Source organism: Amorphus suaedae, from assembly GCF_053629675.1.
Genome location: NZ_JBRJIT010000002.1, coordinates 1,461,737 through 1,484,403, shown reverse-complemented (window position 1 = coordinate 1,484,403; position 22,667 = coordinate 1,461,737). Strand labels below are relative to the sequence as shown.

The window sequence follows — 22,667 nt, the reverse complement described above, 5'->3', positions numbered from 1 at the left end:
CGGACCGGCGCCGAAGGGTCCGACGGGTGCGGCGGGCGATCCGGGGCCGCGAGGGCGGCCCCGGCAGTTGGCGTCGGGACGGGCTGGTCAGCCCTTCTCGACGGGCAGGGCCACGAAGCGGATCTGGTCGCCGGAGCGGACCCGGAACAGGACGGCCTTGCGGCCCTCGTTCTCGGCGACTTCGATGCTCTTCTTGATGTCGGCGGGCGTGGCAACGTCCGCGCCGCCGGCATTCAGGATCACGTCGCCGACCTTGAGGCCCTTCTCGGCGGCGATGCTGTCGGGATCGAGTTCGACCACGGCGACACCCGTCTCGTCGACGCCCATCTCCTTGGCCGGAGCCAGGCGCATCCCGAACGACATGTCCGTGCCCGGCTCGACGCCCGGCGTCATGCTGGCCTGCTGGTTCGGATCGAGGGTGCCGAGGTCGACCTTGACGTCTTCCTTCTTCCCGTCGCGCCAGAGCGTCAGCGTCACCGACGAACCGGGAGCCTTGGAGGCAACGGTGCGCGCGACGTCGCGCGGGTTGTCCATGGTCTCGCCGTCGATGGCGATGATGGCGTCGCCGGCCTTGATGCCCGCCTTCGCGGCCGGGCTGTCATCCTGCGGCTGCGCGACGAGCGCACCCTTGATGGCATCGAGACCGAGGGAGTCGGCGATGTCCGGCGTGATCGGCTGGATCTGCACGCCGAGCCAGCCGCGCGTGACCTTGCCGTCGTCCTTCAGGTCCTCGATGACCTGGCGGGCGATCGACGCCGGAATGGCGAAGCCGATGCCGACCGAGCCCCCCGAGGGCGAGTAGATGGCGGTGTTCACGCCGACAACCTTGCCGTCGAGGTTGAACGTCGGGCCGCCCGAGTTGCCCTTGTTGATGGGCGCGTCGATCTGCAGGAAGTCGTCGTACGGACCGGCACCGATCTCGCGGCCGCGGGCCGACACGATGCCGGCGGTCACGCTGCCGCCGAGGCCGAACGGGTTGCCCACCGCGACCACCCAGTCGCCGACGCGCACGTCACCGTCGGTGAAGGAGACGAACGGGAAGCTGTCCTCGCCGTCGATCTTGACGAGCGCCAGGTCGGTCTTCTCGTCGACGCCGATGACCTTGGCGTCGTAGGTCTTGCCGTCGCTCATGACGACGGTGACTTCCTCGGCGTGGTCGACGACGTGGTTGTTGGTCACGACGTAGCCGTCGGACGAAATGATGAAGCCCGAACCGAGCCCCATGGAGAAGTGATGGGGCTGCTTGCCGCCGCCGTCAGGGCCACCGCGCCCCTGGGGCATCTGCTGGTCGCCGAACTGGTCCTGGAACTGCTTGAAGAAGCGCTCGAACGGGCTTCCTTCCGGCATGCCCTGGAAGGACGAGAGTTCCGGGCCGGAGTCGGACTTGACGCGGATCGACACCACCGCCGGGCTGACCTGCTCGACGATGTCGGCGAAGCCGGGGGCCTGGTGCTGCGACACGCCGGCGGAGAGGTTCTCCGCGTTGGCCGGGGTGGGCGTGACGACGAAGGCCTCGGTTGCGAGGAGGCCGGCGACGCCGAGCGCGATGGTGCCGGCGGCAAGCGCCTTGCGGCGCTTGGCAAACGCGCTCTTGCCGGTGTCGCGTGCTGAATTGGGGGCTTTCATCATGAAAGGCTTCTCCGTGAAGAGATTGCGTAAAGGCGAGGCGACAGCAGGAATCGCCGCCTTCGCTGGCCCCCTTTGTGATGGATCGCGCCTTACAGGGTTCTGTCCGCTACGTGACGAATTCGTAATGTTGGGCCGCTTCGGCCCTGATCGGCGCGTTTCCGCGCCGAGCCGCCGCCTTCAGCGCGCTTCGCCGGACGGCGGAACCGCCACGGTCACCACCGCGGCGCCCTCGCTCAGCGTCCGGTGGACGGGGCACTTGTCGGCGATCTCCAGGAGCCTCGCCCGCGTCGCGTCGTCGACGTCGCCACGGATCGTCACGCGGCGTTCGAAGCGGTCCACCTTGCCGGCGCGGCTCGCAATCTCGTCGGCGCATCCCTCGCAGTCGGCGGCGTGCACCTTGTCGTGGGACACCTCGACCGCGAACTGGTCGACGGCGATGCCCTTGTGGTCGGCGTAGAGCCTGAGCGTCATGGTGGTGCAGGCGCCAAGGGCGATAGCGAGATAGTCGTAGGGCGAGGGTCCGGTCGCGGTGCCGCCCACCGCCAGCGGCTCGTCGGCGAGCAGCCGGTGCGGACCGGCCACGACGCGGTTCTGGAACGTCCCCTCGCCCGTCTCCTCCACCCGCACGCCGTACGGCTCCGGAGGTTCGCGGCCCTCGTCCTCCACGGAGAGGAAGCGCTCGGCCCAGGCCGCGATCACCCGCGCCGCGTAGGTGGCGTCGCGCGGGTCCGACAGCAGGTGGTCGGCGTCGTCCAGCGAGACGAAGCTCTTCGGATGCTTGGCCGCCGCGAAGATCCGGCTGGCGTTGTCGATCCCCACCGTCTGGTCCGTCGGCGACTGCAGCACCAGGAGCGCCTTGCCCATGGTCGCCACCCGGTCGACCAGAGCGTGGTCCTTGAGATCGTCCAGGAACTGCTTCCGGATGGTGAACTTTCGGCCCGCCAGCGACACGTCCGCCGCACCGTCCGCCTCGATCCTGTCGACGTCGGCGGCGAACGCGTGCACCACGTGGGTGGCCTCCGCCGGCGCCGCGATCACCGCCACCGCCGTCGCCTCCGGCACGTCGCCGGCCGCCGCCAGCACCGCCGCCCCGCCCAGCGAATGGCCGACCAGCAGCTGCGGCGCCTCCAGGTTGGCGCGCATGTACTCGACCGCCTTCAGGAGATCGGCGACGTTGGAGGAGAAGTTCGTCGAGGCGAACTCTCCCTCCGACGACCCCAGCCCGGTGAAGTCGAAGCGCACCACCGCGATCCCCGCGCTGGCGAGCGCGCCAGCGATCTCCCGGGCGGCGATGATGTCCTTGGAACAGGTGAAGCAGTGAGCGAACAGCGCGTAGGCGCGGGGCTTGCCGGCGGGCCGGTCGAGACGGGCCGCCAGCCGGGCGCCGAAGCCGCCCTCGAACTCGATCTTCTCGATGGTCTTGCGCATGGTCCCTCCCTGCGGCTTCGCGCCGAACCGCCAATCAGGATCGCGCGTCGTCCGACAATACCTTCTGCAGTTCGGCTTCCTCGGCGGCGCTCAGCGGCGCCGTGTCCGGCTGCCGCCGCCGGCGCAGTCCGCTCACCACCATCCATCCGCCGGCCAGCAGCACCAAGAGCGGCGTCAGCCACAACAGCAGCGTATGGGCGCTGAGGCGCGGCTTCAGCAGCACGAACTCGCCGTAGCGCGACACCAGATAGTCGAGCACCTGCCGGTCGCTGTCGCCCTTCTGCAGCCGTTCGCGCAGCAAAAGGCGGATGTCGCGGGCAAGCGGCGCGTTGGAGGCGTCGATGGATTCGTTCTGGCAGACCATGCAGCGCAGTTCCGCCGACAGGTCGCGGGCGCGGGCCTCCAGCACCGGATCGGCCAGCACCTCGTCCGGCTGCACCGCGAACGCCGGCGCGGCCAGACCGATCGCCAATGCCATGACAGCGACGAGGCGCGCCAGCCGGGTCATGCCGCCGAGGCCTTGCGGGCGCGCTTGGCCGTCGGTGCCGGCGCGCCGACCCGCAGGCGTCGGTCCGACAGCGACACCAGCCCGCCCAGCGCCATCATCACCGGACCGAGCCAGATCAGCAGCACCAGCGGCTTGTTGTAGGCGCGCACGACGATGGCGCCGTCGTCCTTCAGGTCGCCCAGCGACACGTAGAGCTGCGACAGGCCGCTGGTGTGGATCGCCGCCTCCGTCGTCGGCATCTGGCGGGCCGTGTAGAGGCGCTTGGCCGGGCGCAGGTTGCTCACGCGGCCGCCCCGCGCGGCCTCCATCAGCGCCACGTCCTGGCGGTAGTTGGGTCCGAGCTCCGGCTCCATGCCGTTGAAGGTGAGCGTGTAGCCGGCGATCTCGACGCTGTCGCCGGGCGCCATCACCAGGATCCGCTCGCTCTGGAACGCCGAGCTCGCGACGATGCCGAGCAGCATCACGCCCAGCGCGAAATGGCCGAGCGTGGTGCCGAAGGCCGAGCGCGGCAGGCCGACCAGCCGCCGCATCGAGGTGCCGACCCGTTCGCGGCCCACCTTGGCGCGCATCAGGATCTCGGTGAGCGAGCCCGCCATCAGCCACACCGCAAGCCCGATGCCGAGGGCGGTGAGGAGGTAGAGGTTGCCGGCGAGCCAGGCGACCACCGCGATCGCCACCACCGCGGCGACCATCGCCATCCACAGCCGCTGCGCCACCGCGAAGAAGTCGCCGCGCTTCCAGGCGAGCATCGGCCCGAACGGAACGGCGACCAGCAGCGGCAGCATCAGCGGGCCGAAGGTCAGGTTGAAGAACGGCGCGCCGACGGAGATCTTCTGGCCGGTTAGCGCCTCCAGCACCAGCGGATAGAGCGTGCCCACGAACACCGTCGCGCACGCCGCCGTCAGGAACAGGTTGTTGAGCACCAGCGCCCCTTCTCGGCTGATCGGCGCGAACACGCCGCCGGGCCGCAGCCGCTGGGCGCGCCACGCATAGAGCGCGAACGATCCGCCGATGAACAGGATCAGGATCGCCAGGATGAACACGCCGCGGGTCGGGTCGGTGGCGAACGCGTGCACCGAGGTGAGCACGCCCGAGCGCACCAGGAACGTCCCGAGCAGCGACAGCGAGAAGGTCAGGATCGCCAGCAGCACCGTCCAGATCTTCAGCGCGTCGCGCTTCTCCATGACGATGGCCGAATGCAGCAGCGCGGTGCCGGCGAGCCACGGCATGAACGAGGCGTTCTCCACCGGGTCCCAGAACCACCAGCCGCCCCAGCCGAGCTCGTAGTAGGCCCAGTAGGAGCCCATCGCGATGCCGAGCGTGAGGAACAGCCAGGCGAGCAGCGTCCAAGGCCGGACCCAGCGCGCCCAGGCGGCGTCGATGCGCCCCTCGATCAGCGCCGCCACCGCGAACGAGAAGGCGATGGAGAAGCCGACGTAGCCGACGTAGAGCAGCGGCGGATGGATCGCGAGCCCGATGTCCTGGAGGATCGGGTTGAGGTCCTGGCCCTCCAGCGGCGCCGGCGACAGCCGGATGAACGGGTTCGAGGTCGCCAGGATGAACAGCAGGAAGGCGCTCAGGATCCACGCCTGCACCGACAGCACGGTCGCCTTCAGCGACCGGGTCAGCGCCCCGCCGAACGCCGCGACGAGGCCGCTGAACAGCGCCAGGATCAGGATCCACAGCAGCATCGAGCCCTCGTGGTTTCCCCAGACGCCGGAGACCTTGAAGATCATCGGCTTGGCGGAGTGCGAGTTCTCGAAGACGTTGAGCACCGAGAAGTCGGAGCGCACGTAGGCGATCATCAGGATCGCGAAGGCCAGCCCGATCAGCAGGAACAGCATGCCGGCCACCGGCTCGGCGATGCGCATCAGTTGGCTGTCGCGGGTCCGGGCCCCGTAGAGCGGCACGATGGACTGGACGAGCGCCAGCGCCAGGGCCAGCACCAGCGCATAGTGTCCAAGCTCGTTCAACATGAAGGCCGTTCCCGCCGCTGCCGGTTCGGTTGTGGCGAAGGCCCGACCCTACTGGGTGCGGGTTTCCGTTTCGAAATAGTGGTTCTGCTCCTTGAGCGCGTCGGCGACTTCCTTCGGCATGTAGCTCTCGTCGTGGCGGGCGAGCACGGTGTCGGCGCGGAAGGTGCCGTCCGGCGCAAGCGTGCCCTCGGCGACGACCCCCTGCCCCTCGCGGAACAGGTCGGGAAGGATGCCGGTGTAGGAAACGGTCACTTCGTCGTTCATGTCGGTGACGCGGAAGGTCACCGTGGTGCCGGCGCCGCGGTCCAGCGATCCGTCCTCGACGAGGCCGCCCAGCCGGATGCGCTGGCCGGCGACCGGCGCCATCGCGGCAAGCTCGGTCGGCGTCTTGAAGAAGGTCACCTTGTCGCCCATCGCCGCGAACACCAGCCCGACGGCGCACGCGAGCACGCCACCGACCACGCCGATGAAAGTGAGACGCCGCTGTTTCCGCGTCATCGCCGCAAGACCCGTCACTCCGGTTGCCGTGCCATCCGGTTCGCGTCGTCCGCGACCACCGGCCAGCATCTTCTAGTTCGCTCACATAGAACGATTATTGATTTAGACCAATTTCGTCCTCGATGGACCGGATGCGCGCTTGTGCCTCAGGGTCCTCGGAGAAGGCCTCGGTCGCCCGCGCGGCCGCCGCCTTCGCTTCGTCGGTGCGACCGAGCACCTGGTAGGCGCGGATCAGCCGCAGCCATTCGTCGACGCTGCCGCCGCTCGAATCGAGGCGCGTCGCCAGCTGCGAGACCATCCCCTCGATCATCGCCTGCCGGTCTTCGTCGGTCATGCCGGCCGCCGCCTCGACGTCGGCGCGGCCCGGTCCGGGCATCGCGGCCGGCGCCTCCGCCGGCTCGCCGCCCAGCGCCGCCACCTGCCGCCGCGCGACGGGGAGCCACGGCTCGCCGCCGGAGGCCGACGCGATCAGCGCGTTCCAGGCCGCGATGGCCTCCTCGGTCTTGCCCTCCTGGCTCAGGCCGAGCGCCAGGAAGAAGCGCGGATTGGCCGCCGTCGGATCGAGATCGTTCGCCGCCTGGAACGCCGCCGTCGCATCGTCGGTGACCACGCCGCCGTTCGCCTGCACGATCGCCTCGCCGAGGCCCGCCAGCCGCTCCGCGCTCTGGCCCTGCAGGCGGATGGCGTTGGTGAAGGCGGCGCTGGCGTCGGCGGGACGGCCGAGGCGCAGGTAGACCGGGCCGAGCACGTCCCAGCCGCGGCCGTCGTCGGGGTTCTTGGACAGGTGGTCCTCGACGCGGGCGACAAGCGTCGAGAGCGTCTCGTCGCCGGCCGGCGCCTGCAGGCGCGCGGCGCGCGGCTGGTCGGGATAGGTGGGCCGGCCGAGCGTGCCGTAGACGAGGAGCGAGATCAGCGGGACCGCCACGATCGCCGCCAGCGCCACGACCCTGCGCCGGTTGCGGCTGGTGGTGGAGGCCGCGCCGGCCTCGCGGTCGGCGCGCAGCAGGCGGCGGGCGATTTCGGCGCGGGCGGCTTCCGCCTCGCCGGGGGCGATCAGCCCGCGCTCCACGTCGCGGTCGACCTCGCCCAGCTGGTCCCGGTAGACGGCGACGTCGTGCGGGGCGTCGTCCGGACCCGGTTGCCGGCGCGACAGCGGCCACAGCACCGCCAGCACCGCCATCCCGGTCAGGATCGCCACCGAAACCCAGAACACCATCACGAGACGTCCGTCTCCATCCGCAGCCCGCGCGGCCCATCTCCCCGTCTCGGGAAACGGCCCTTGATTGACCCGCCGGGAAAAAGGGGGTGGCACGCCCGCCCCGTCAAGCACCCTTCGCTCGGATCGAGCCAGGGTGCCCGCGCCCCTTCACGGCGCGCGGGGACAGGCGAACTGAACTCGGACTGCTCTAGCAGGACCGGCGTCAGGTCACCACCTGCCACACCCCGTCGACGCCGCGACATGCGGTCGCCTGGAAGCTCACCGCGTCGGCGGCGGTCACGTTGTGGGTGTAGTCGCGGCAGCTCTGCGCGTTCACCTGATAGGCGGGCCCGGGCAGCACGTCGCCGGCGTGGCCGGTGGCGGGATTGCGCCACGAGACGGCGGCGCCGGCCGGCGTCATCTCCAGCGCCCGGAACTCCGCCTTGAGCGCCACCGACTGATCCTCGCGTGTGAGGCCCAGCGCGTCGCTGCGCGAGATCTGCGATCCTTCCACCCGCCCCGCGGCATCGGCGGCGGTGGTCCCGCCGCCGTTCGTCGAGACGCAGGCGGCCACGACGCTCGCCAGCACGAGCACCGGGGCGAGGCGGAACACGGAAGCGCGGAGGGCACGCCGGGAGGGGCGGTTCATTTCGGGTTCCGGAAACTTGAAATCGAGGGACGGACGAGCGGGACGAAGGGTCGTTGGCATGGTTTGGTGGCCGAATTGCGTTTCGACATCGTGTACACCAAAACGACGCAGGAACCGAAACGATCCCCATCAAATCCTTGGCAGGCGCACGACCGCCCGCAGGCCGCCCTCCGCGGAGGCGGCCAGCGTGAGTTCGCCGCCGTAAAGCCGCACCAGTTCCGACACGATCGACAGGCCGAGCCCGCTTCCCGGCTTGGTCTCGTCCAGCCGCCGGCCGCGCTCGATCACCCGCAGCCGCTCTTCCGGCGGCAGGCCGGGCCCGTCGTCCTCCACGACGATGTCGAAGAACGGCAGCGCGCCGGAGGTGTCCGGCGACGGCCGCACGAGCACCCGCACCTCGCGCTCGGCCCACTTGCAGCCGTTGTCGAGGAGGTTTCCGAGCACCTCGAGCAGGTCCTGCTTCTCGCCGCGGAATCGGAAGCCGGTGCCGTCGGCCACCTCGATCGAGATGCCCTTTTCCTCGTAGAGCCGGCGCATGGCGCGCACGACCGATTCGAGCACCGGCTCCACCGGCGTGACCACGCCGATCACTCGGCGTTGTGCTGCGATCTGGGCCCGGTCGAGATGGTGGGCGATGTGGGTCTGCATGGCGCCCGCCTGTTCGGCCACCTTGTGGGCGAACGGGCCGTCGGCCTCGCGCGCCTCGTTCAGGATCACGCTCAGCGGGGTCTTCAGGGCGTGGGCGAGGTTGCCGACGTGGGTCCGCGACCGCTCCACCACCTCCTGGTGGCTGTCGAGAAGCGCGTTGAGTTCGCTGGCGAGCGGCGCGATCTCGCGGGGAAAATCCCCCTCCAGCCGTTCCCGTTCGCCGACCCGGATGGCCTGCAGCGAGGCCCTGATCCGGTCGAGCGGCTTGAGGCCGATCCGCACCTGCAGCACGATCGCCAGCACCAGCCCCGCCGCCATCGCGAACAGGGTCGCCGCCACGCGCGTCCCGAACGAGACCACATCCTTGCGGACCTCGGTCGTGTCGCCGGCGATGGAAACGAGATAGCGGGTGCCGCCGGGAAGGCGGATGTTGCGGCTGACGACGCGCAGCGGCTCGCGGTCCGGCCCGGTGATCGAGGCAGTCATCGGCTGCCGCCAGTCCTGCGGCTGCTCCTGATCCGCCGGCAGCGCCAGGCGGTCGCCCGCCAGCGATGGCGAGGCCGCCAGCACCGTGCCCGACTTGGCGTCGGCGACGGTCCAGTACCAGCCGGAGAGCGGCAGCGCGAAGCGCGGTTCGCCGAGGCCGCCTACTGAGATCGCCGTGGGCGCGCCCTCGCCCGCCTGCTGGTCGGCGGCCAGTTCGCCCACCACGGTCTTCAGGTAGACGTCCAGCCGTTCGTCGAAGGCGCGCTCCACCGACTGCCGGTAGAGCGCGACCAGGATGACGCCGGCGATCAGGATCGCGGCGACGCTCCAGACCGCCGAAATGAAGAAGAGGCGTCTGGCGAGGGAATTAGGAGCCGGCCGCATCCGCCCCTTCGCCTTCGCCCGGCTCGGCGATCCGGTAGCCGAGCCCGCGGATGGTCTCGATGATCGGCGCCGGGATCTTCTTGCGCAGCCGGCCGACGAACACCTCGATGGTGTTCGAGTCCCGATCGAAATCCTGGTCGTACAGGTGCTCGATCAGCTCGGTGCGCGAGACGACCCGGTCCTTGTGCATCATCAGGTAGGCGAGCAGGCGGTATTCGTGGGAGGTCAGCTTGATGCTCTGGCCGTCGACCGCGACGCGCCCCGAGCGGGTGTCGATCTCCACCGGCCCGCAGGTCACCACGTTGCTGGCGTGTCCGGCGGAGCGGCGCACCAGCGCGCGAAGGCGCGCCAGCACCTCCTCCATGTGGAACGGCTTGGCCACGTAGTCGTCGGCGCCGGCGTCGATGCCGGCCACCTTGTCGCTCCAGCGGTCGCGCGCCGTCAGCACCAGCACGGGCATGGTCCGCCCGTCCCGCCGCCAGCGCTCCAGCACCGAGATGCCGTCCATCACCGGCAGGCCGATGTCGAGCACCACCGCGTCGTAGGGTTCGGTGTCGCCCAGGAAGTGGCCGTCCTCGCCATCGTGGGCGAGATCGACCACGTAGCCGGCGTCGCTGAGGGCCTGCTTGAGCTGGCGCGACAGATCCTGATCGTCTTCGACGACGAGTATGCGCATGACGACGTCCCTACTGCCTGGCGCCGGAGCGGGCGTCGAACACGACCCGGTCGACCTGTCCGCCCGGCATCAGGACCGTGGCAACGTAGACGAGGCGCCCGCCGTCCTGGCACAGGTCGAGCCGCACCAGCTCGCCCTGCACCTGGCCCTGGACGGCGGCGGGGCGCACCGCGGCGCCGCTCTGCACGGCGTCGCGCTGCTCGCCCGGCGACAGGCAGGCCGCGTCGGCCGCTTGCACCGCGGCGATCGACAGGGTCAGGGCAATGAGGAAGGCTCGAAACCGCTTCATGGGACTGGAAGTACCGTGCTCATCCTGAACCTGCCATGAACAATCGCGCCAGGCGTGCGATGCTGCGGCGGGCGACCGGGTGCGGCGGCCGACCGCACCGTGATTTCGGCTTAACCACGCTTGGAAGCGCGTCTTGAAGGCGATTCCACTGGCTCATAGGATGAAGGCATGGCACCCCGCGACACAATCCAGTTTCTGGTCGGAGTGGAAACCGCCGTCGAGAACGCGCGCACCCGCGTTGAGGGCACCGCGCAGGTCGACGGCCGTTTCGAGGGCGACCTCGCCGCCGGGCATCTCGTCGTCGGCAGCGGCGGCACGCTGACCGGAACCGCGCACGCCGAGACGGCGGAGATCCACGGCACCGTCCGCGGCGTCCTGACCGTCGCCGGCCAGCTCGCAGTCCGTGCCACCGGCGACGTCGAGGGCGAGATCGCCTACGGCGCGCTGGCGATCGACGCCGGCGGCCGCCTGGTCGGCACGCTGTCCGCCTCCAGCAGGCCCGAGAAGCCGGTCGAGGCACCCAGGCCCGCTGCCGCCGCGCCCGAGCCTGAGCCCGAGCCGGAACCCGCAGCGCCCGAACAGGTCGCGGAGCCGGAGGCACCCCCTGCGCCCGCCGAGGAGCCGGAGGCCGACTGGACCGTGGATCCGGATGCGGAGAAGCCCGGCGAGACCGAACCGGCGGACATGCCGAACCCAGTCCCCTCCCGCAAGGCCGCTCCCGCCTCCAGGCCGGCCCCGGCCGCCAAGGGCAAGCCGGCCGGCAAGGCCGCCGCCGCCAAAAAACCGGCCCCCGCGAAACGGCCGGCGGCGAGCGCGGGCAAGTCCGCCGCCAAGCCGCGCGCCTCCCGCAAGACCACCGACGAGATCTGACGCCGGCAAACCGTTCGCCGCTTAGCGCGCCCGCCGCGATATTTCTTGGTGGCCGCGAAGATTTTCTGCATCTTCGAGCGCGTCTGTGCGTTTGGCATATGCAGATCTTGATGAGCGCCCCCGGCCCACTGACGAGATCGGCTTTTCGAGCCGGAGCCGCCTCCGATCTGTCCGCGCGAGCGGATCGACAAGAAGCGCCCCGGAGTCAACAAGTTGACGGCGCGGGCGCCAGCCTGACCGCCCAAATCAGTGTGAGCGCATGAAGACCTCCGTCATCGGGATCTTCCTGATCATGATCGTGGGTGTCCTTTACTTCGGTAAGGGACTGATCCTGCCCGTCACCCTCGCCTTCCTGTTCGCGCTGGTGCTGCTGCCGATCGTCCGCGCGCTCAGGCGACGCGGCATCCCGGAGGGCGTGACGGCGGTGACGCTGGGGCTGGTTCTGGCGATCGGCCTGGGCGGCGCCGCCTACACGCTCAGCGCACCGGTGTCGGAGTGGATCAGCGCGGTGCCGCAGATGCGCTCGGAGATCAGCTTCAAGCTCCGCAACCTGCGCAAGTCCGTCGAGGACGTCCAGAAGGCGCAGGAACAGATCAATGACGCCATCAAGCAGCCCGCATCCGGGGGCGCCCAGGAGGTCGTGATCCGCGATCCGGGCCTGCTCGACACCGCCGCCAGCAGCGCCTCGCAGGTGTTCGCCGGCGCCGGCCTCACCCTCATCCTGCTGATGTTCTTGCTGTCGTCGGGGGACATGCTGCAGGAAAAGCTGGTCCGGGTGCTGCCAACGCTCACCGACAAGAAGCACGGGCTCGCGATTGCCAAGGAGATCGAGCGGTCGATCTCCACCTACCTGTTCACCATCTCCATCATCAACGCCGGCCTCGGCGCGGTGATCGCCGCCGGCATGTTCGCCATCGGCATGCCCAACCCGATCCTCTGGGGCGTCGCCGCGATGCTGCTCAACTTCGTGCCCTACCTGGGCGCGATCATCGGCATCGGCGTCACGGCGCTCATCGCGCTGATCTCGTTCCCGACGCTCGGCCACGCGATCCTGGCGCCGCTGATCTATCTCATCTGCACCAGCGTCGAGGGTCAGTTCATCACGCCGCTGCTGGTCGGCCGCAGGCTGCAGATCAACACGGTGGCGGTGCTGCTGGCCGTGGCCTTCTGGGGCTTCATCTGGGGCTTCATCGGGGTGCTGATCGCGGTGCCGCTGCTGGTGGTGATGAAGGTGTTCGCCAGCCGCATCGAATCGCTGTCCGGCCTGAACGAGTTCCTCAGCATGCGCGGCGACGAACCGGAGCGGTGAGGCCTCCTCCCCGCCTTGCCTTCTGGGCGTCGACAGGCCGTCGCTCGCCCCGCCCGCGTCGGCCCCGATAGGCCCGCCAACCGACCCCCATGCCCTCCCGGAAGAGACGTTCGGACCGCGTTTGTGCGGGCCGGACGGTGCAACGGCGTGTCCCGGGGAATGAAATCTGGCCATTCTTCGTCGAGAACATGACGAATTAGGCAAACCCGCGCCGGTTTTTGTTGAAATCGTGGCCCCAAATCGGTTTCTTGGCCGATGGGGGGCTGGCTGAAAGCGTCGGCCCGGCCTCGTTCGTAATCATTTCGACCGGGAGGACAGAATGTCCATTTCGAGACTGCTTGCCGCAGCGGCCCTGACCGCGTTCGTCGGCCTGTTTGCGTCCGCCCACCAGGCGTCCGCGCAGACCATCGGTTATGCCGGTGCCATTAAGATCCTCGCCGACAGCTGCGGCGCCGACATCAACAAGTTCTGCCCGAAGGCGAACATCGGCAACTTCGGCATCCAGAAGTGCCTGGACGCCAACGCCGCCAAGGTCTCGCCCCAGTGCAAGGCGGACTACGTCCGCGTCTACGAGCTCATCCGGAAGCGCCACGAGGCCCAGCAGGTCGTCTTCCAGGTCTGCGCCCGGGATTCCGCCCAGCTCTGCAACGTCCACGGGAGCACCCCGACGCAGACGCTGGCCGGCAAGGTGCCCGAGCTTCGCTGCCTTCTGAAGGCGGAACGCTCCGTCGGCAAGGCGTGCAACCAGGCCATCACCGACGCCGGCTATCGCTGAGCCCGCCAGACCCGACAACGAGCCGAGTAGATCCCATGAAGAGACTGATCCTCGCTGCGGCCGCCCTGGCGCTTCTGTCGCTGCCCGCGTCCGCCCAGACCGCGCTCACGCGCAATGAAATCATCAACAACCTGCAGAACGTCGAGCGGGCCCGGCTTCAGATCACCGCCGACGAGATCCGCCAGCAGGCCCTCGACAACATCCGCCTGCATCCCGGCGACGATTCGACGACCGATCTGCCGATCGAGTCCCAGCTCGCCAAGCTGCGGCAGTTCATCGTCGAGATTACCTTCGACTTCGATTCCGACCGCATTCGTCCGGAATCCTACGAGTCGCTGGGTCTCATCGCCGACGCCCTGCACACCGTCTTTCTCGGCGGCGACCAGTTCCTCGTGATCGGTCACACCGATGCCAAGGGCAAGCGCGAGTACAACCTCGACCTCAGCCAGCGCCGCGCCAACGCCATCGTCGAGGCGCTGACCACCACCTTCTACGTCCCGGCGAACATGCTGATCCCCGTCGGGCTCGGCGAAGAGGATCTCCGCGATCCGGCCAACCCGTACAGCGAGGTCAATCGCCGGGTGCAGCTCATCAACCTGGGTCCGGCGCAGTAGCGCACGCCGATCCGGACGAACGACGGAACGGGCGGGGTCTTCCCCGCCCGTTTTGCGTTGGCGAGAGGCAGGGCCTGCCCGGGGCCTTTTCGCCACTAGCCGCGCAGCCCCGCATCCCGCACGCCATAGAACGTCCGCAGCCCCTGGTGCCGCCGCTTGCAGGTCACCAGCGCGGCCCGGTCCCGCGCCCACAGTTCCACGACGGCGGCCTGCGAGGCGGCCGCCCCCGCATCGGTCGCGGCGGACAGGCGCACCGGGTCGTCGCACTCACGGGTGAGGCTCGCCGGCGGCTCCGCGAGGCTCGGCCTCACCGCCGATCCGGTCGAGGAGGCGCAGCCGGTCAGGATCGATCCCGCAAGCACCGCCGTCAGGCAGGTCACGGCTTTCATCGGCAATCTCCGCAACAAGGCTCTTCAGCCGGTCGTTCTCGTCGGCGAGCGCGGTGGCGATCTCGGCCCCCGCCCGCAGCGCCTCGGCGTTGGCCAGGGCCTGGCGCATCCGCTCCGCGGCGATGGCCCGGCTCGCGGCGGCCGCGCAGTCGGCCCGGCCCCGGTCGTAGGCGCGGTCCACCGCCCACCAGCCGGCGAGCAGCAGCGCGGTGGCGGCACACACCTTCCATGGGATCCGGCCCGCCAGGGCCGCGGCCGCCATCGCGGCGGCGATCACGCCGCCCCTCCCAGCCAGCGCGGCAGCGCGCCCGCCCGCTTCATCGTGCGGTAGGCCTGCAACCCCAGCAGCCCGGCGACGGCGAGACCGAACGCGGCATGCACCAGCGTGCCCGGGGTGAAGATCGCCTGCCCCTGGCGCGCCGCCTCCACCGCCTGCTCGATCCCCTGGCCGGCGAGCCCCGCGCCCGCCAGCGCCCCGCCGCCGCCCACAGCCAGCGCCTGCTTCGCGGCGGCCTGCTGGTCGCTCTCCTCGGTGGCCGGCCCGGCGGCCGCCACCTCCTCCGTGTCGGCCACGGCAAGGCCGGCGCCCGCCGCCTCCCCGCGGGCGCGGGCGGCGATCATCGCGTCGATGGCGGTGCGGGTGCGCGGTCCGAGGATGCCGTCGGCCGCCAGCCCGTTCTGGCGCTGGGCGACACGCAGCACGAAGCCGGTGCGGTCGTCGAGGCGTCCGTTGACGGGCACCGCGTAGCCGAGCCGGCGCAGCTTCGCCTGATAGGCCCTGAGCACCGCCGCGTCGTCCCCGTCCCCAGCGCCGGTGTCGGGGCGGGGCGGCGCGGCCGCCACCGGCCGGTCGGGCGGATAGGCGCCCCAGGGCAGCTGCCAGTGCGGATAGTCCTTGAAGGAGCGCCAGTCGCCGCCCCATTCGACCGGCACGCCCAGCTCCCGCGCGGCCGCCTTCACCGCCGTTTCCAGCCGCCGCCAAGCATCAGCGCCCTGCGGAGACGCCGGGCTTGCCCACAGATCCGCGCCGTCGATGTCGCCGTCGCGGTCCACGTCGAAGGCCAGCACCAGGTCGACCGCGTGGCCGACGTCGTTCGCCGCCCGGATGTGCCGGGAGTTCATGGTCTTCGAAACGCCGCGGCGAACGTTCTCGCGCTGCCGCTCGACGCTCCGCACCCCCTCGAACACACGAAACGGAACGGGTGAGAGCTCGGCCGCCCGCTCGACGATCCGTACGAGATCCGGGTGCACGCCCGCAAGCGCCGCGCGGTCGCGCGACTTCAGGGTCATTGTCATCGCAGTGTCCTGAATGTGTGGAGAAATGCGGTTCGGGCCGGGATCCGGAATCGGCCGGTTTCCAGCCTGATTCCGGCGAAAGGCCCCGTCGGTGTCGCGCGCGGCATAGTTAGCCGTTGCAATTTTAGGTCGGCGATTCCATTCTGGACTTCGCAGTCCCGAAACCGCGAACGATGACGATGATCAGGCACAAGCCTCGTCGGCGGGCGTTGCCGAGCGCACCTCGGCTCTGAGCCCTCGCATCGTTGCAATCCACGGCATCGGCCGCGACAGCGTGTCGCTGGTGCGGTGGGTGGCGCCGACGGACGGTCCGCACCGGAAACCCTGGGGTTTCACGCGATGCCGATGCCGTCGGGGGGACTACTGGGGCGTGCAAACAGTTTGCGCCGCACCATGCAACTTGGTAAAACCTGATCGATTCGATCTTGTATGTTTCTGCGTGCGACGATTATCGGACGACAAGGCGGGGGACGACTTTGCCACATTATCAGGTCGGACTTATTGGCGGCACGCTGAAGATCAAGACGCGCGGGTGGCTGCAGAGCTATGAGCGCAAGCGCGAAGTCCCGATGGTGAGGCTGGGGCGCTGGTATTTCATCTGGATTTCCAACCAGGACTTCATGTGGCTGAGCCTCGAGAAGAAGCACAAGGGTCGCGCCAAGAAAATCTACCACTAGAAGATCTTGGACACTCGGACTGCGAACGCGAAATCGAGACTTCACCCACTTGATCTCAAGATATCGCCTCGGCGCTTCCGCCCAGATGGGCGCTTCATCAAGACAATCCACCGGTATTCGGCCTGGCCTAATGACGGCGTGACATCGCCCGGCGCGGCGATACAGCGCCGCCCGATCGCCTCTTCGGCCTGCCGGCCTCACAGCGCCCCGTCAATCAGAAATTGAACGTCGCCGTGCGGGCGATCCCCGCTCCCGTCCCGATCGCCACCTGGGCGATGCGCACCTCCAGCGCCGCCGGCAACCCGCCGAAATCGGCCATCTGGTCCGCCACCTCGTAGACGAAGCCCGGCGTGCCGACCTCCACGGTCCGCACCGCCGCCCCGCCCGCCAGGATCTCCAGCCGGTAGCGCTCCACCGTCTCGCCCAGCGGCACGTCCTCGCCGGTCCAGTCGTCGCCGCCCACCCGCGTCCGGCGGATCCACGACAGGACGACCCGTCCGTCCTCCGTCCGCCGCGCGCGGGGATGCACCGGGCTCAGCGGCGCGAGGCCCCTGCCCGTGCCGGCGAAGACGGTCTCCACCACCGCCGCTCCCGCGATCCCGCCGGACGGAGGGCCGATGCGGTAGGTCCGCGCCAGCCCGACGGCGCTGCGGTCCAGCGGCACCGTCGTCACCGCCGGCGTCAGCAGCACCGCCGCGGTTCCGGCCGCATGGCCCGCCGCCATCGCGTCCTCGGTGCCGAGCTGGCCGCGCAGCAGCCGGCTCAGCCGGTAGCGCCGCTCCGCCACCAGCTCGGCCACCGCGAACTGCAGCACCTCCCAGGTCCCGGCCGCCGAGCGCACCGCCAGCGCGTTGGCACCGGCGAACACGTCGGCCTCGGCCCGGCTCGCCAGGCTGCCGCCCGCCAGGTCGACGAGCACCGTGTTTCCCCGGTCCCAGCGGCCGAGGGGTCCCGCGCCCAGCGGCGCCGCCAGCGTGCCCATCGTCGCCGGCGCCGCCACCGTCGCGACCGCCTCGAAGCTCGCCCCGCTGGCGGTCCGCCACACCGTCTCCGCCCCCGGCCACGGTGCCGCGAACACCGCCACCCTGGGCCGATGGTCGTCGCCGTCGACGAGGCGCGGCAGGTCCAGGAACACCACGTGCGGCGGGCCGTAGCTCGCCGCCGGCGCTGGCGTCCGGCCGACGCCGACGGCGGCAGCCGGCCGGAACACGGCCGCCTCGTGGCTGCGCGCCTCCACCTGCCGGTGGCCGGCGTCCTCGATTTCCTCCAGCGTGACCGTGCGCGGCCCGGCGCGGGTGGCGAGTTCGACCACGTCGCCAGGCTCCAGCGCCACCCGGCTCGGCGGCAGCCCGAACGACAGCCGCGTCCGCTCCGCCCAGCGCGCGTGCAGCCGCCGCTCCGCCGCCTGCCCCGCCAGCCCGTCCCAGAGCGCGGCCGGCAGCGCGAGGTCGGCCACCTGCCGGCTCGCGCCCACCAGCCGCCGGGAGAAGGCGGTGGAGGCGGAAAAGTCCTTCAGCGTGTCGCGGTAGGAGAGCCGCAGCTCGATGGGCAGCTCGCTCGCCTGCTCGCGCACCACCGAGGCAAGCACGCCCTCGGCGCCGAAGGTGTCGACCAGATCGTCCTCGGCGATGGTGGCGGTGAGCCGCCCGCCCCGGTCGGCGAAGCGCACGTGCGTCCCGGCGTCGATGCCGACGAAGCCGAACGCCTCGCCAAGCGGCGACAGCACCGTGCGCAGCGTCGCCGGCGCCTCGATGGCGATCCCGTCGATCACCGTGTCCAGCCCGACGATCTCGGGATCGGGAAGGCCCCAGTCGGAAAACAGCGCCCGCACCAGGCCGGCGAGGCTGGTCCCGCCCAGCCGGCCGTTCAGCCAGTGGCCGCGCTGCCAGTTCGGCCCGTCCGACCAGGCGTCCTCGCGCTGGGGAAAGGCCGGGAACGGCCGCGCGTCCCAGGTCCAGGCGTGGATCCCGTCGGCCGCCACCATCCGCCAGCCCTCGCCCGGGTGCGGCGGGTTCACCGTCGCGTCCGATCCGAACTCCGGATCGAAGCCGGCCGCGATCGCCTCCAGATAGCGCCGCTGGACGGCATCGTCGCGGCCGCCGGAGGAGAAGTATGGAAAGAAGGATTCCGACGACTTCGGATCGTAGAAGACGTTCGGCTGGTTGGCGCCGCGGTCGATCGCCGGGCAGCCCACCTCGGTGAACCACACCGGCTTCATGCCCGCGCTCCAGGCGGTCGGCGCGCCGGCCTCGACGCCCCCCGGCCGGTCGTGGTGGGCGTTGCCCCACCAGCCGGCCAGGTCCTTGTAGCGGAACACCCAGGGCTTGCCCGCGGCGCCGTCGGTGATCGGCGTGCGCGTCTGGGCCGTCCGGTCCGCGGCGTTCGCATAAAACCAGTCGAAGCCCTCGCCGCCCGCCAGGTTGCCGGCGAGATAGGCGAGATCGGTCGGCCCGGCCGCGTCGGCGGCGTCCAGGTGGTCGCCGTCGCGCCAGTCCGACAGCGGCCAGTAGACGTCGATGCCGACGAAATCGATCGCCGACCGCGCCCACAGCGGATCGAGGTGGAAGTGGACGTCGCCGGTGCCGTCGGCCGGCTGATGCCCGAAATATTCCGACCAGTCCGCCGCGTAGGAGATCTTCGTCTCCGCCCGGAGCACGCCGCGCACGTCGTCGGCGAGGTCGCAGAGGCCAGCCACGAACGGATAGGTGCCCGGATCCGAGCGCGTCCAGGTGAGCCCGCGCAGCTCCGACCCGATCAGGAACGCATCGACGCCGCCGGCTGCTTCGCACAGGTGCGCGTAATGCAGGATCATCCGGCGCAGCGACCACTCGTCCGGCCCTGAATAGGCGATCCCGCCGTCCGCCGCCGTAAAGTCGCCCGGCCCCGCCGCGCCCAGGATCGCCGCCGCCTGCTCGGCCGCTGCCCCCGTCTTGTCCGGCGAGCCCGGCTGGCCCGGCGCCGGGTGCACGCTGATCCGCCCGCGCCAGGGGTGCGGCGCCTGCTCCGCCTCGCCGTAGGGGTCCGGCAGGCCGTTGCCGGCCGGAATGTCCATCAGCACGAACGGGTAGAACACGACCTTCAGCCCGCGCGCCCTGAGGTGCTGGATCGCCGCGATAACGCTCGCGTCCGACGGCGTGCCGCCGTAGGCCGGCCGGTCCTCGATGCGCGAGGTCAGCCGCGCCTCGCCGCGCTCCAGCCCGCTCACCCGCCAGGTCGCGCCGGTGGTCTCGCGGGTGGCGTCCTCCACCTTCGGCTCGATGCGGCAGTGGCCGGCGCGCAGGTCGTCGCCGAACCACGCCACCACCAGCGACACCCGCTCCAGCCGCGGGCACAGTGCCTGCAGCTCGTCCAGCGACGCCTCCAGGTCGGAGCCCGCCGTCGTCACGTGCCGGTTGTCGCTGACGCCGCGTCCCGGGCCGAGGGTGCGCCGCACCTCGTCGGGCGCATAGCCGAACTCGGTCGCGCCGGGGATCAGCGTCACCGCCCGCAGCATCCCCTCCAGCCGGTCGACCACGCGGATCACCTCGAAGGAGAGCTGCGGCAGCCGGTTGCCGTAGGGCCCGACCGGCATCCGCTCGAACACCACGTAGGCGAGGCCGCGATAGGCCGGCGCGGTGCCCTGCTTCGCCTCGATCAGCGGATCGGGCATCTGGTCCGCGGCGCCGAGATGGACGCGGTGCGTCACCGCCTCCCGGTCGATGAGCTTGCCGTCGGCCCAGATCCGGCCGATGCGGGCGACCGGCCCCTCGCAGACCCCGACGGCGAAGCTGGCGAAATAGGCGTACGACGAATTTTCCGGCTGCGCCCCGCCCTTGCCGCCGGCGCTCTCCTCCACCACCACCGTCTCCTCGAAGCGGGTGGCCCAGATCACCGTGCCCGACAGCCGCATCCGGCCGTAGACGCGCGGGATCGGCGTGCCTTCCGTCGAGGCCTGAACGCCCAGGTCGTCGAGCTTTCCCGTCGGCGTCGACGCCTTCGAGCCGCCGAACAGCGCGTCGTCGGCAACCGCGCCGGCGAGCGCGCCCGCGGCGCGGCCGACGAGCGCGCCGACCGGCCCGAACAGGCCGCCGACGGCCTGGCCGGCGGTGGAGAGGACCAGCGTTCCCATCAGTCGCGCACTCCCGGAAAGGCGAAGACGAAGGCGAGCCGGCGCGTCCACCAGGGCGACAGCGGGCTCGCCACCACCCCGCCGGCCGCGTCGTAGGCGTGCAGGAAGCGGTCGGGCGTCGCCAGGATGCCCACGTGCTTGGCCGGCACCCCCATGCGCCAGCGAAACAGCAGCAGGTCGCCCGGCCGCCGTGCCTCGGGCGCCACCGGCACCAGGTGCCGGAAGCCCGCCGCCGCCAGCGCCTCCTCGCCGCCGGCCTCGGCCCAGTCGGGCGTGTAGACCGGCACCGGCTCGGGCTCCGGCCCGATGGTTTCCCGCCAGACGCCGCGCACCAGGCCCAGGCAGTCGCACCCCACGCCCTTGAGCGAGCCCTGATGGCGATAGGACGTGCCGCGCCAGCCTTCCGCCGCCGCCACGATCTCCGCGCGCGTCACGCTCACGCCAGCCTCCCGCCGTCGTTGTCGCCGCCGGCCGAGGCCGACGACAGCGCCGCGTCGTTGCCCGGCATGTGCGGGAAGCCGCGGAAGTTCAGCGCGTTGGCGAACCGCTCGGTGCAGGTGGCAAAGCGCTTGTCGCAGCCGGCCGTCAGCACGACGTGGTCGCCGGTCGCGATGTCGGCCGCCATCGGCTGCCACAGCTCTATCCGCCACGTCGCGTTGCTGTGCGCCTTGATCTCCGCCGCCCGCCCCGCGTTGGCGCCGCTGGTGAAGGCGAGCCGCCCATGGGCGAACCAGCCGTCGGCGAAGCCCTCGAGCCCGCTCACCGAGAGCGCCGCGCGGCCGTGCACGCTGGTCACCTCCGCCTCCAGCCGGTACGCCGGATCGCCGAGGTCGACGCCGCAGCGGCCGTCGCCCAGATCCGCGTCGCAGCGCGGCTGGAACAGCCGGCCGGACACGATATCGAGGTCGACGGTCGGCCCGCGCACCTCCGCCCGGAACGCCCCGTCCGCCCGCGTCACCTCGCCGATGGTGCCCCGGCGCAGCCGCACCCGCTCGTCCGACGCCGCCCAGTTGACCAGCCACAGCTCCACCGCCGCGCCGTCGTAGACGCCGCCCTCCAGGTCGCCGGCCGCCAGCCGCGTGTCGGTCAGCGCCCCCTCGATCTCGAAGCCGCCGACGGCGAGCCCGCTGGCGGCAACGTCGGAACTCGCCGCCAGCCCGCCCTCGGCCGAATGCACCACGCCGTCGAAGACGAGGTCCCGGTCGTGGTCGGTGAAGCCCAGCACCGCGCCGTCGCCCCGCGTCAGCCGCCAGCAGCGGCAGAGCGTGGTGGTGCCGCCGGCGAGATGCGCCGCGAGTCCTTCGGGAAGCGTCTTCACAGCCGGATCTCCACGATCGGAACGGACGGCAGCGCGCCGGCGGCAAACGCCGTCAGCGAGATCTCCAGCCGGTCGGTGTCGAACCGCACCGGCACGTCGAACAGGAAGCCCGCCGTCACCGCCGCCCCGATGCCCGGCACATGTCCGGGCTGGAACGTCACCACCCCCGTCGCGCCGTCCACGATGACCTGCGCGCCGACCGCCTGCTCGACCCCGCCGACGGCCACCCGCACGCTGTCGGCCACCGGCTTGTCGATCCGCCGCACCCAGGGCGCGTGCGCGCCGCCATAGGTCTTGGTCAGCTGGAACGTGGCCGTCGCTCCGTCCCCGGTGCCGATATGCTGGTCCAGCGGCGTCGGCGCGGCGCTCGGCGGCCCGGACCGATGATCGACCGGATCGCGGTAGCGAAACCCGGTCAGCCGGCCGCGCCGCTCCTCGAAGAAGGCCGCCACCGCGTGCAGGTCGTCGAGGGAGCGCACGCCCGAGCCCGCATCGTAGCGCCGCCGGGAATCCGCCCAGCGCGCGTTGCGCTCCTCGTGACCGGAACCGAGCACGACGATCTCGGTCCGCCGCTCCGGCCCCGCGCTCGCCCCGAATGCCACGGCAAGCGGAAACAGCACCTCGTGAAAGGCCGTTGTCATTGGCTCTGATCCTGTTTTTCGCTCACGCGAGCGCAGGTTGCTGGTCCGCTCACGCGAGCGCGCTTCGCGCGCCGCTGCGCGGGCGCGGCCTCCGGCCGGCGCGCGGTCGCGCGCTGGCTGGTGCTGTCCGGACGAGACGGAGGCCGGTTCTCCCCGCCCCCCACCCCAAACTCCGCTCATTCCCGCGAAAGCGGGAATCCAGGGCGGCAATCCCCGGAGCCTGTCGCGGTTCTTGGTCCCCTCACGCCGGATGCGCTCGCGCGCCCCGGCTCCGGGTGGGCGGCCTCCGGCCGGCGCGCGG

The 22,667-nt window shown here is 71.0% G+C and carries 22 protein-coding genes; 5 read left to right on the top strand and 17 right to left on the bottom strand.

Going from position 1 to position 22,667, the window contains the following annotated elements:
- Positions 1 to 87: 87 nt before the first annotated feature.
- The 10 genes from AB7M35_RS20640 to AB7M35_RS20595 form a co-directional block, all read right to left on the bottom strand.
- On the bottom strand, positions 88 to 1,629 hold the full coding sequence (locus AB7M35_RS20640; RefSeq protein ID WP_453962366.1) for a Do family serine endopeptidase: 1,542 nt from the start codon (positions 1,627 to 1,629) through the stop codon (positions 88 to 90).
- 177 nt (positions 1,630 to 1,806) lie between these two features.
- Positions 1,807 to 3,057, bottom strand: coding sequence for a bifunctional alpha/beta hydrolase/OsmC family protein (locus AB7M35_RS20635; protein ID WP_453962364.1), 1,251 nt, complete (start codon positions 3,055 to 3,057; stop codon positions 1,807 to 1,809).
- Positions 3,058 to 3,091: 34 nt separating this feature from the next.
- Positions 3,092 to 3,565 (bottom strand): cytochrome c-type biogenesis protein, encoded by a 474-nt coding sequence (locus AB7M35_RS20630; RefSeq protein ID WP_453962362.1) that lies wholly within the window; start codon positions 3,563 to 3,565, stop codon positions 3,092 to 3,094.
- Positions 3,562 to 5,541: a heme lyase CcmF/NrfE family subunit gene (locus AB7M35_RS20625; protein ID WP_453962360.1), complete on the bottom strand. Its 1,980-nt coding sequence runs from the start codon at positions 5,539 to 5,541 to the stop codon at positions 3,562 to 3,564. Before AB7M35_RS20625 ends, AB7M35_RS20630 begins: the two co-directional genes overlap by 4 nt.
- Positions 5,542 to 5,589: 48 nt before the next feature.
- Entirely contained in the window at positions 5,590 to 6,039 is a 450-nt protein-coding gene (ccmE, locus tag AB7M35_RS20620; RefSeq protein ID WP_453962358.1) for a cytochrome c maturation protein CcmE, read from the bottom strand.
- Positions 6,040 to 6,133: 94 nt separating this feature from the next.
- Positions 6,134 to 7,255, bottom strand: a complete 1,122-nt coding sequence (ccmI, locus tag AB7M35_RS20615) for a c-type cytochrome biogenesis protein CcmI (protein WP_453962357.1) — start codon at positions 7,253 to 7,255, stop codon at positions 6,134 to 6,136.
- Between the two features lie 205 nt (positions 7,256 to 7,460).
- Entirely contained in the window at positions 7,461 to 7,886 is a 426-nt protein-coding gene (locus AB7M35_RS20610; protein ID WP_453962356.1) for an RT0821/Lpp0805 family surface protein, read from the bottom strand.
- A 129-nt stretch (positions 7,887 to 8,015) separates the two neighbouring features.
- Entirely contained in the window at positions 8,016 to 9,404 is a 1,389-nt protein-coding gene (locus AB7M35_RS20605; RefSeq protein WP_453962354.1) for an ATP-binding protein, read from the bottom strand.
- Positions 9,388 to 10,080: a response regulator transcription factor gene (locus tag AB7M35_RS20600; protein WP_453962353.1), complete on the bottom strand. Its 693-nt coding sequence runs from the start codon at positions 10,078 to 10,080 to the stop codon at positions 9,388 to 9,390. Before AB7M35_RS20600 ends, AB7M35_RS20605 begins: the two co-directional genes overlap by 17 nt.
- Positions 10,081 to 10,090: 10 nt before the next feature.
- On the bottom strand, positions 10,091 to 10,369 hold the full coding sequence (locus AB7M35_RS20595) for a PepSY domain-containing protein (RefSeq protein ID WP_453962352.1): 279 nt from the start codon (positions 10,367 to 10,369) through the stop codon (positions 10,091 to 10,093).
- Between the two features lie 168 nt (positions 10,370 to 10,537).
- On the opposite strand from AB7M35_RS20595, the gene AB7M35_RS20590 reads away from it, so the two are divergent.
- From AB7M35_RS20590 to AB7M35_RS20575, 4 genes are all read left to right on the top strand, one after another.
- Positions 10,538 to 11,239: a bactofilin family protein gene (locus tag AB7M35_RS20590; protein WP_453962351.1), complete on the top strand. Its 702-nt coding sequence runs from the start codon at positions 10,538 to 10,540 to the stop codon at positions 11,237 to 11,239.
- Between the two features lie 259 nt (positions 11,240 to 11,498).
- On the top strand, positions 11,499 to 12,548 hold the full coding sequence (locus tag AB7M35_RS20585; RefSeq protein ID WP_453962350.1) for an AI-2E family transporter: 1,050 nt from the start codon (positions 11,499 to 11,501) through the stop codon (positions 12,546 to 12,548).
- 319 nt (positions 12,549 to 12,867) lie between these two features.
- Positions 12,868 to 13,323: a hypothetical protein gene (locus tag AB7M35_RS20580; protein ID WP_453962348.1), complete on the top strand. Its 456-nt coding sequence runs from the start codon at positions 12,868 to 12,870 to the stop codon at positions 13,321 to 13,323.
- Positions 13,324 to 13,358: 35 nt separating this feature from the next.
- Entirely contained in the window at positions 13,359 to 13,937 is a 579-nt protein-coding gene (locus AB7M35_RS20575; RefSeq protein ID WP_453962347.1) for an OmpA family protein, read from the top strand.
- Between the two features lie 95 nt (positions 13,938 to 14,032).
- On the opposite strand, the gene AB7M35_RS20570 is transcribed toward AB7M35_RS20575, so the two are convergent.
- The 3 genes from AB7M35_RS20570 to AB7M35_RS20560 are packed head-to-tail and all read right to left on the bottom strand — an operon-like array spanning position 14,033 to position 15,622.
- Positions 14,033 to 14,248 (bottom strand): anaerobic dehydrogenase, encoded by a 216-nt coding sequence (locus AB7M35_RS20570; protein WP_453962345.1) that lies wholly within the window; start codon positions 14,246 to 14,248, stop codon positions 14,033 to 14,035.
- Positions 14,205 to 14,603, bottom strand: coding sequence for a hypothetical protein (locus AB7M35_RS20565; protein ID WP_453962344.1), 399 nt, complete (start codon positions 14,601 to 14,603; stop codon positions 14,205 to 14,207). The genes AB7M35_RS20570 and AB7M35_RS20565 overlap by 44 nt, the downstream gene beginning before the upstream one ends.
- Positions 14,600 to 15,622, bottom strand: coding sequence for a peptidoglycan-binding protein (locus AB7M35_RS20560; protein ID WP_453962342.1), 1,023 nt, complete (start codon positions 15,620 to 15,622; stop codon positions 14,600 to 14,602). Before AB7M35_RS20560 ends, AB7M35_RS20565 begins: the two co-directional genes overlap by 4 nt.
- A 476-nt stretch (positions 15,623 to 16,098) precedes the next feature.
- Here AB7M35_RS20560 and AB7M35_RS20555 point away from each other — a divergent pair, with 476 nt between their 5' ends.
- The gene (locus tag AB7M35_RS20555) at positions 16,099 to 16,299 is read left to right on the top strand and encodes a hypothetical protein (RefSeq protein ID WP_453962341.1); all 201 of its coding nucleotides are present in this window, start codon (positions 16,099 to 16,101) and stop codon (positions 16,297 to 16,299) included.
- Positions 16,300 to 16,513: 214 nt separating this feature from the next.
- Here the strand turns inward: AB7M35_RS20555 and AB7M35_RS20550 are convergent, their stop codons facing one another.
- The 4 genes from AB7M35_RS20550 to AB7M35_RS20535 are packed head-to-tail and all read right to left on the bottom strand — an operon-like array spanning position 16,514 to position 22,366.
- Positions 16,514 to 20,407 carry a baseplate multidomain protein megatron gene (locus tag AB7M35_RS20550; protein WP_453962340.1) on the bottom strand — a complete coding sequence of 1,298 codons (3,894 nt, stop codon included), beginning with the start codon at positions 20,405 to 20,407 and terminating at the stop codon, positions 16,514 to 16,516.
- The gene (locus AB7M35_RS20545; RefSeq protein ID WP_453962339.1) at positions 20,407 to 20,847 is read right to left on the bottom strand and encodes an NlpC/P60 family protein; all 441 of its coding nucleotides are present in this window, start codon (positions 20,845 to 20,847) and stop codon (positions 20,407 to 20,409) included. The genes AB7M35_RS20550 and AB7M35_RS20545 overlap by 1 nt, the downstream gene beginning before the upstream one ends.
- Positions 20,844 to 21,725, bottom strand: a complete 882-nt coding sequence (locus tag AB7M35_RS20540; protein ID WP_453962337.1) for a DUF2163 domain-containing protein — start codon at positions 21,723 to 21,725, stop codon at positions 20,844 to 20,846. Before AB7M35_RS20540 ends, AB7M35_RS20545 begins: the two co-directional genes overlap by 4 nt.
- Positions 21,722 to 22,366, bottom strand: coding sequence for a phage distal tail protein, Rcc01695 family (locus AB7M35_RS20535; RefSeq protein WP_453962336.1), 645 nt, complete (start codon positions 22,364 to 22,366; stop codon positions 21,722 to 21,724). The genes AB7M35_RS20540 and AB7M35_RS20535 overlap by 4 nt, the downstream gene beginning before the upstream one ends.
- Positions 22,367 to 22,667 lie beyond the last annotated feature (301 nt).

Excerpts from the sequence above, each read along its gene's own strand:
- AB7M35_RS20640 (WP_453962366.1), bottom strand. The coding sequence starts at position 1,629 with ATGATGAAAGCCCCCAATTCAGCACGCGACACCGGCAAGAGCGCGTTT.
- AB7M35_RS20635 (WP_453962364.1), bottom strand. The coding sequence starts at position 3,057 with ATGCGCAAGACCATCGAGAAGATCGAGTTCGAGGGCGGCTTCGGCGCC.
- AB7M35_RS20630 (WP_453962362.1), bottom strand. The coding sequence starts at position 3,565 with ATGACCCGGCTGGCGCGCCTCGTCGCTGTCATGGCATTGGCGATCGGT.
- AB7M35_RS20625 (WP_453962360.1), bottom strand. The coding sequence starts at position 5,541 with ATGTTGAACGAGCTTGGACACTATGCGCTGGTGCTGGCCCTGGCGCTG.
- ccmE (WP_453962358.1), bottom strand. The coding sequence starts at position 6,039 with ATGACGCGGAAACAGCGGCGTCTCACTTTCATCGGCGTGGTCGGTGGC.
- ccmI (WP_453962357.1), bottom strand. The coding sequence starts at position 7,255 with ATGGTGTTCTGGGTTTCGGTGGCGATCCTGACCGGGATGGCGGTGCTG.
- AB7M35_RS20610 (WP_453962356.1), bottom strand. The coding sequence starts at position 7,886 with ATGAACCGCCCCTCCCGGCGTGCCCTCCGCGCTTCCGTGTTCCGCCTC.
- AB7M35_RS20605 (WP_453962354.1), bottom strand. The coding sequence starts at position 9,404 with ATGCGGCCGGCTCCTAATTCCCTCGCCAGACGCCTCTTCTTCATTTCG.
- AB7M35_RS20600 (WP_453962353.1), bottom strand. The coding sequence starts at position 10,080 with ATGCGCATACTCGTCGTCGAAGACGATCAGGATCTGTCGCGCCAGCTC.
- AB7M35_RS20595 (WP_453962352.1), bottom strand. The coding sequence starts at position 10,369 with ATGAAGCGGTTTCGAGCCTTCCTCATTGCCCTGACCCTGTCGATCGCC.
- AB7M35_RS20590 (WP_453962351.1), top strand. The coding sequence starts at position 10,538 with ATGGCACCCCGCGACACAATCCAGTTTCTGGTCGGAGTGGAAACCGCC.
- AB7M35_RS20585 (WP_453962350.1), top strand. The coding sequence starts at position 11,499 with ATGAAGACCTCCGTCATCGGGATCTTCCTGATCATGATCGTGGGTGTC.
- AB7M35_RS20580 (WP_453962348.1), top strand. The coding sequence starts at position 12,868 with ATGTCCATTTCGAGACTGCTTGCCGCAGCGGCCCTGACCGCGTTCGTC.
- AB7M35_RS20575 (WP_453962347.1), top strand. The coding sequence starts at position 13,359 with ATGAAGAGACTGATCCTCGCTGCGGCCGCCCTGGCGCTTCTGTCGCTG.
- AB7M35_RS20560 (WP_453962342.1), bottom strand. The coding sequence starts at position 15,622 with ATGACAATGACCCTGAAGTCGCGCGACCGCGCGGCGCTTGCGGGCGTG.
- AB7M35_RS20550 (WP_453962340.1), bottom strand. The coding sequence starts at position 20,407 with ATGGGAACGCTGGTCCTCTCCACCGCCGGCCAGGCCGTCGGCGGCCTG.
- AB7M35_RS20535 (WP_453962336.1), bottom strand. The coding sequence starts at position 22,366 with ATGACAACGGCCTTTCACGAGGTGCTGTTTCCGCTTGCCGTGGCATTC.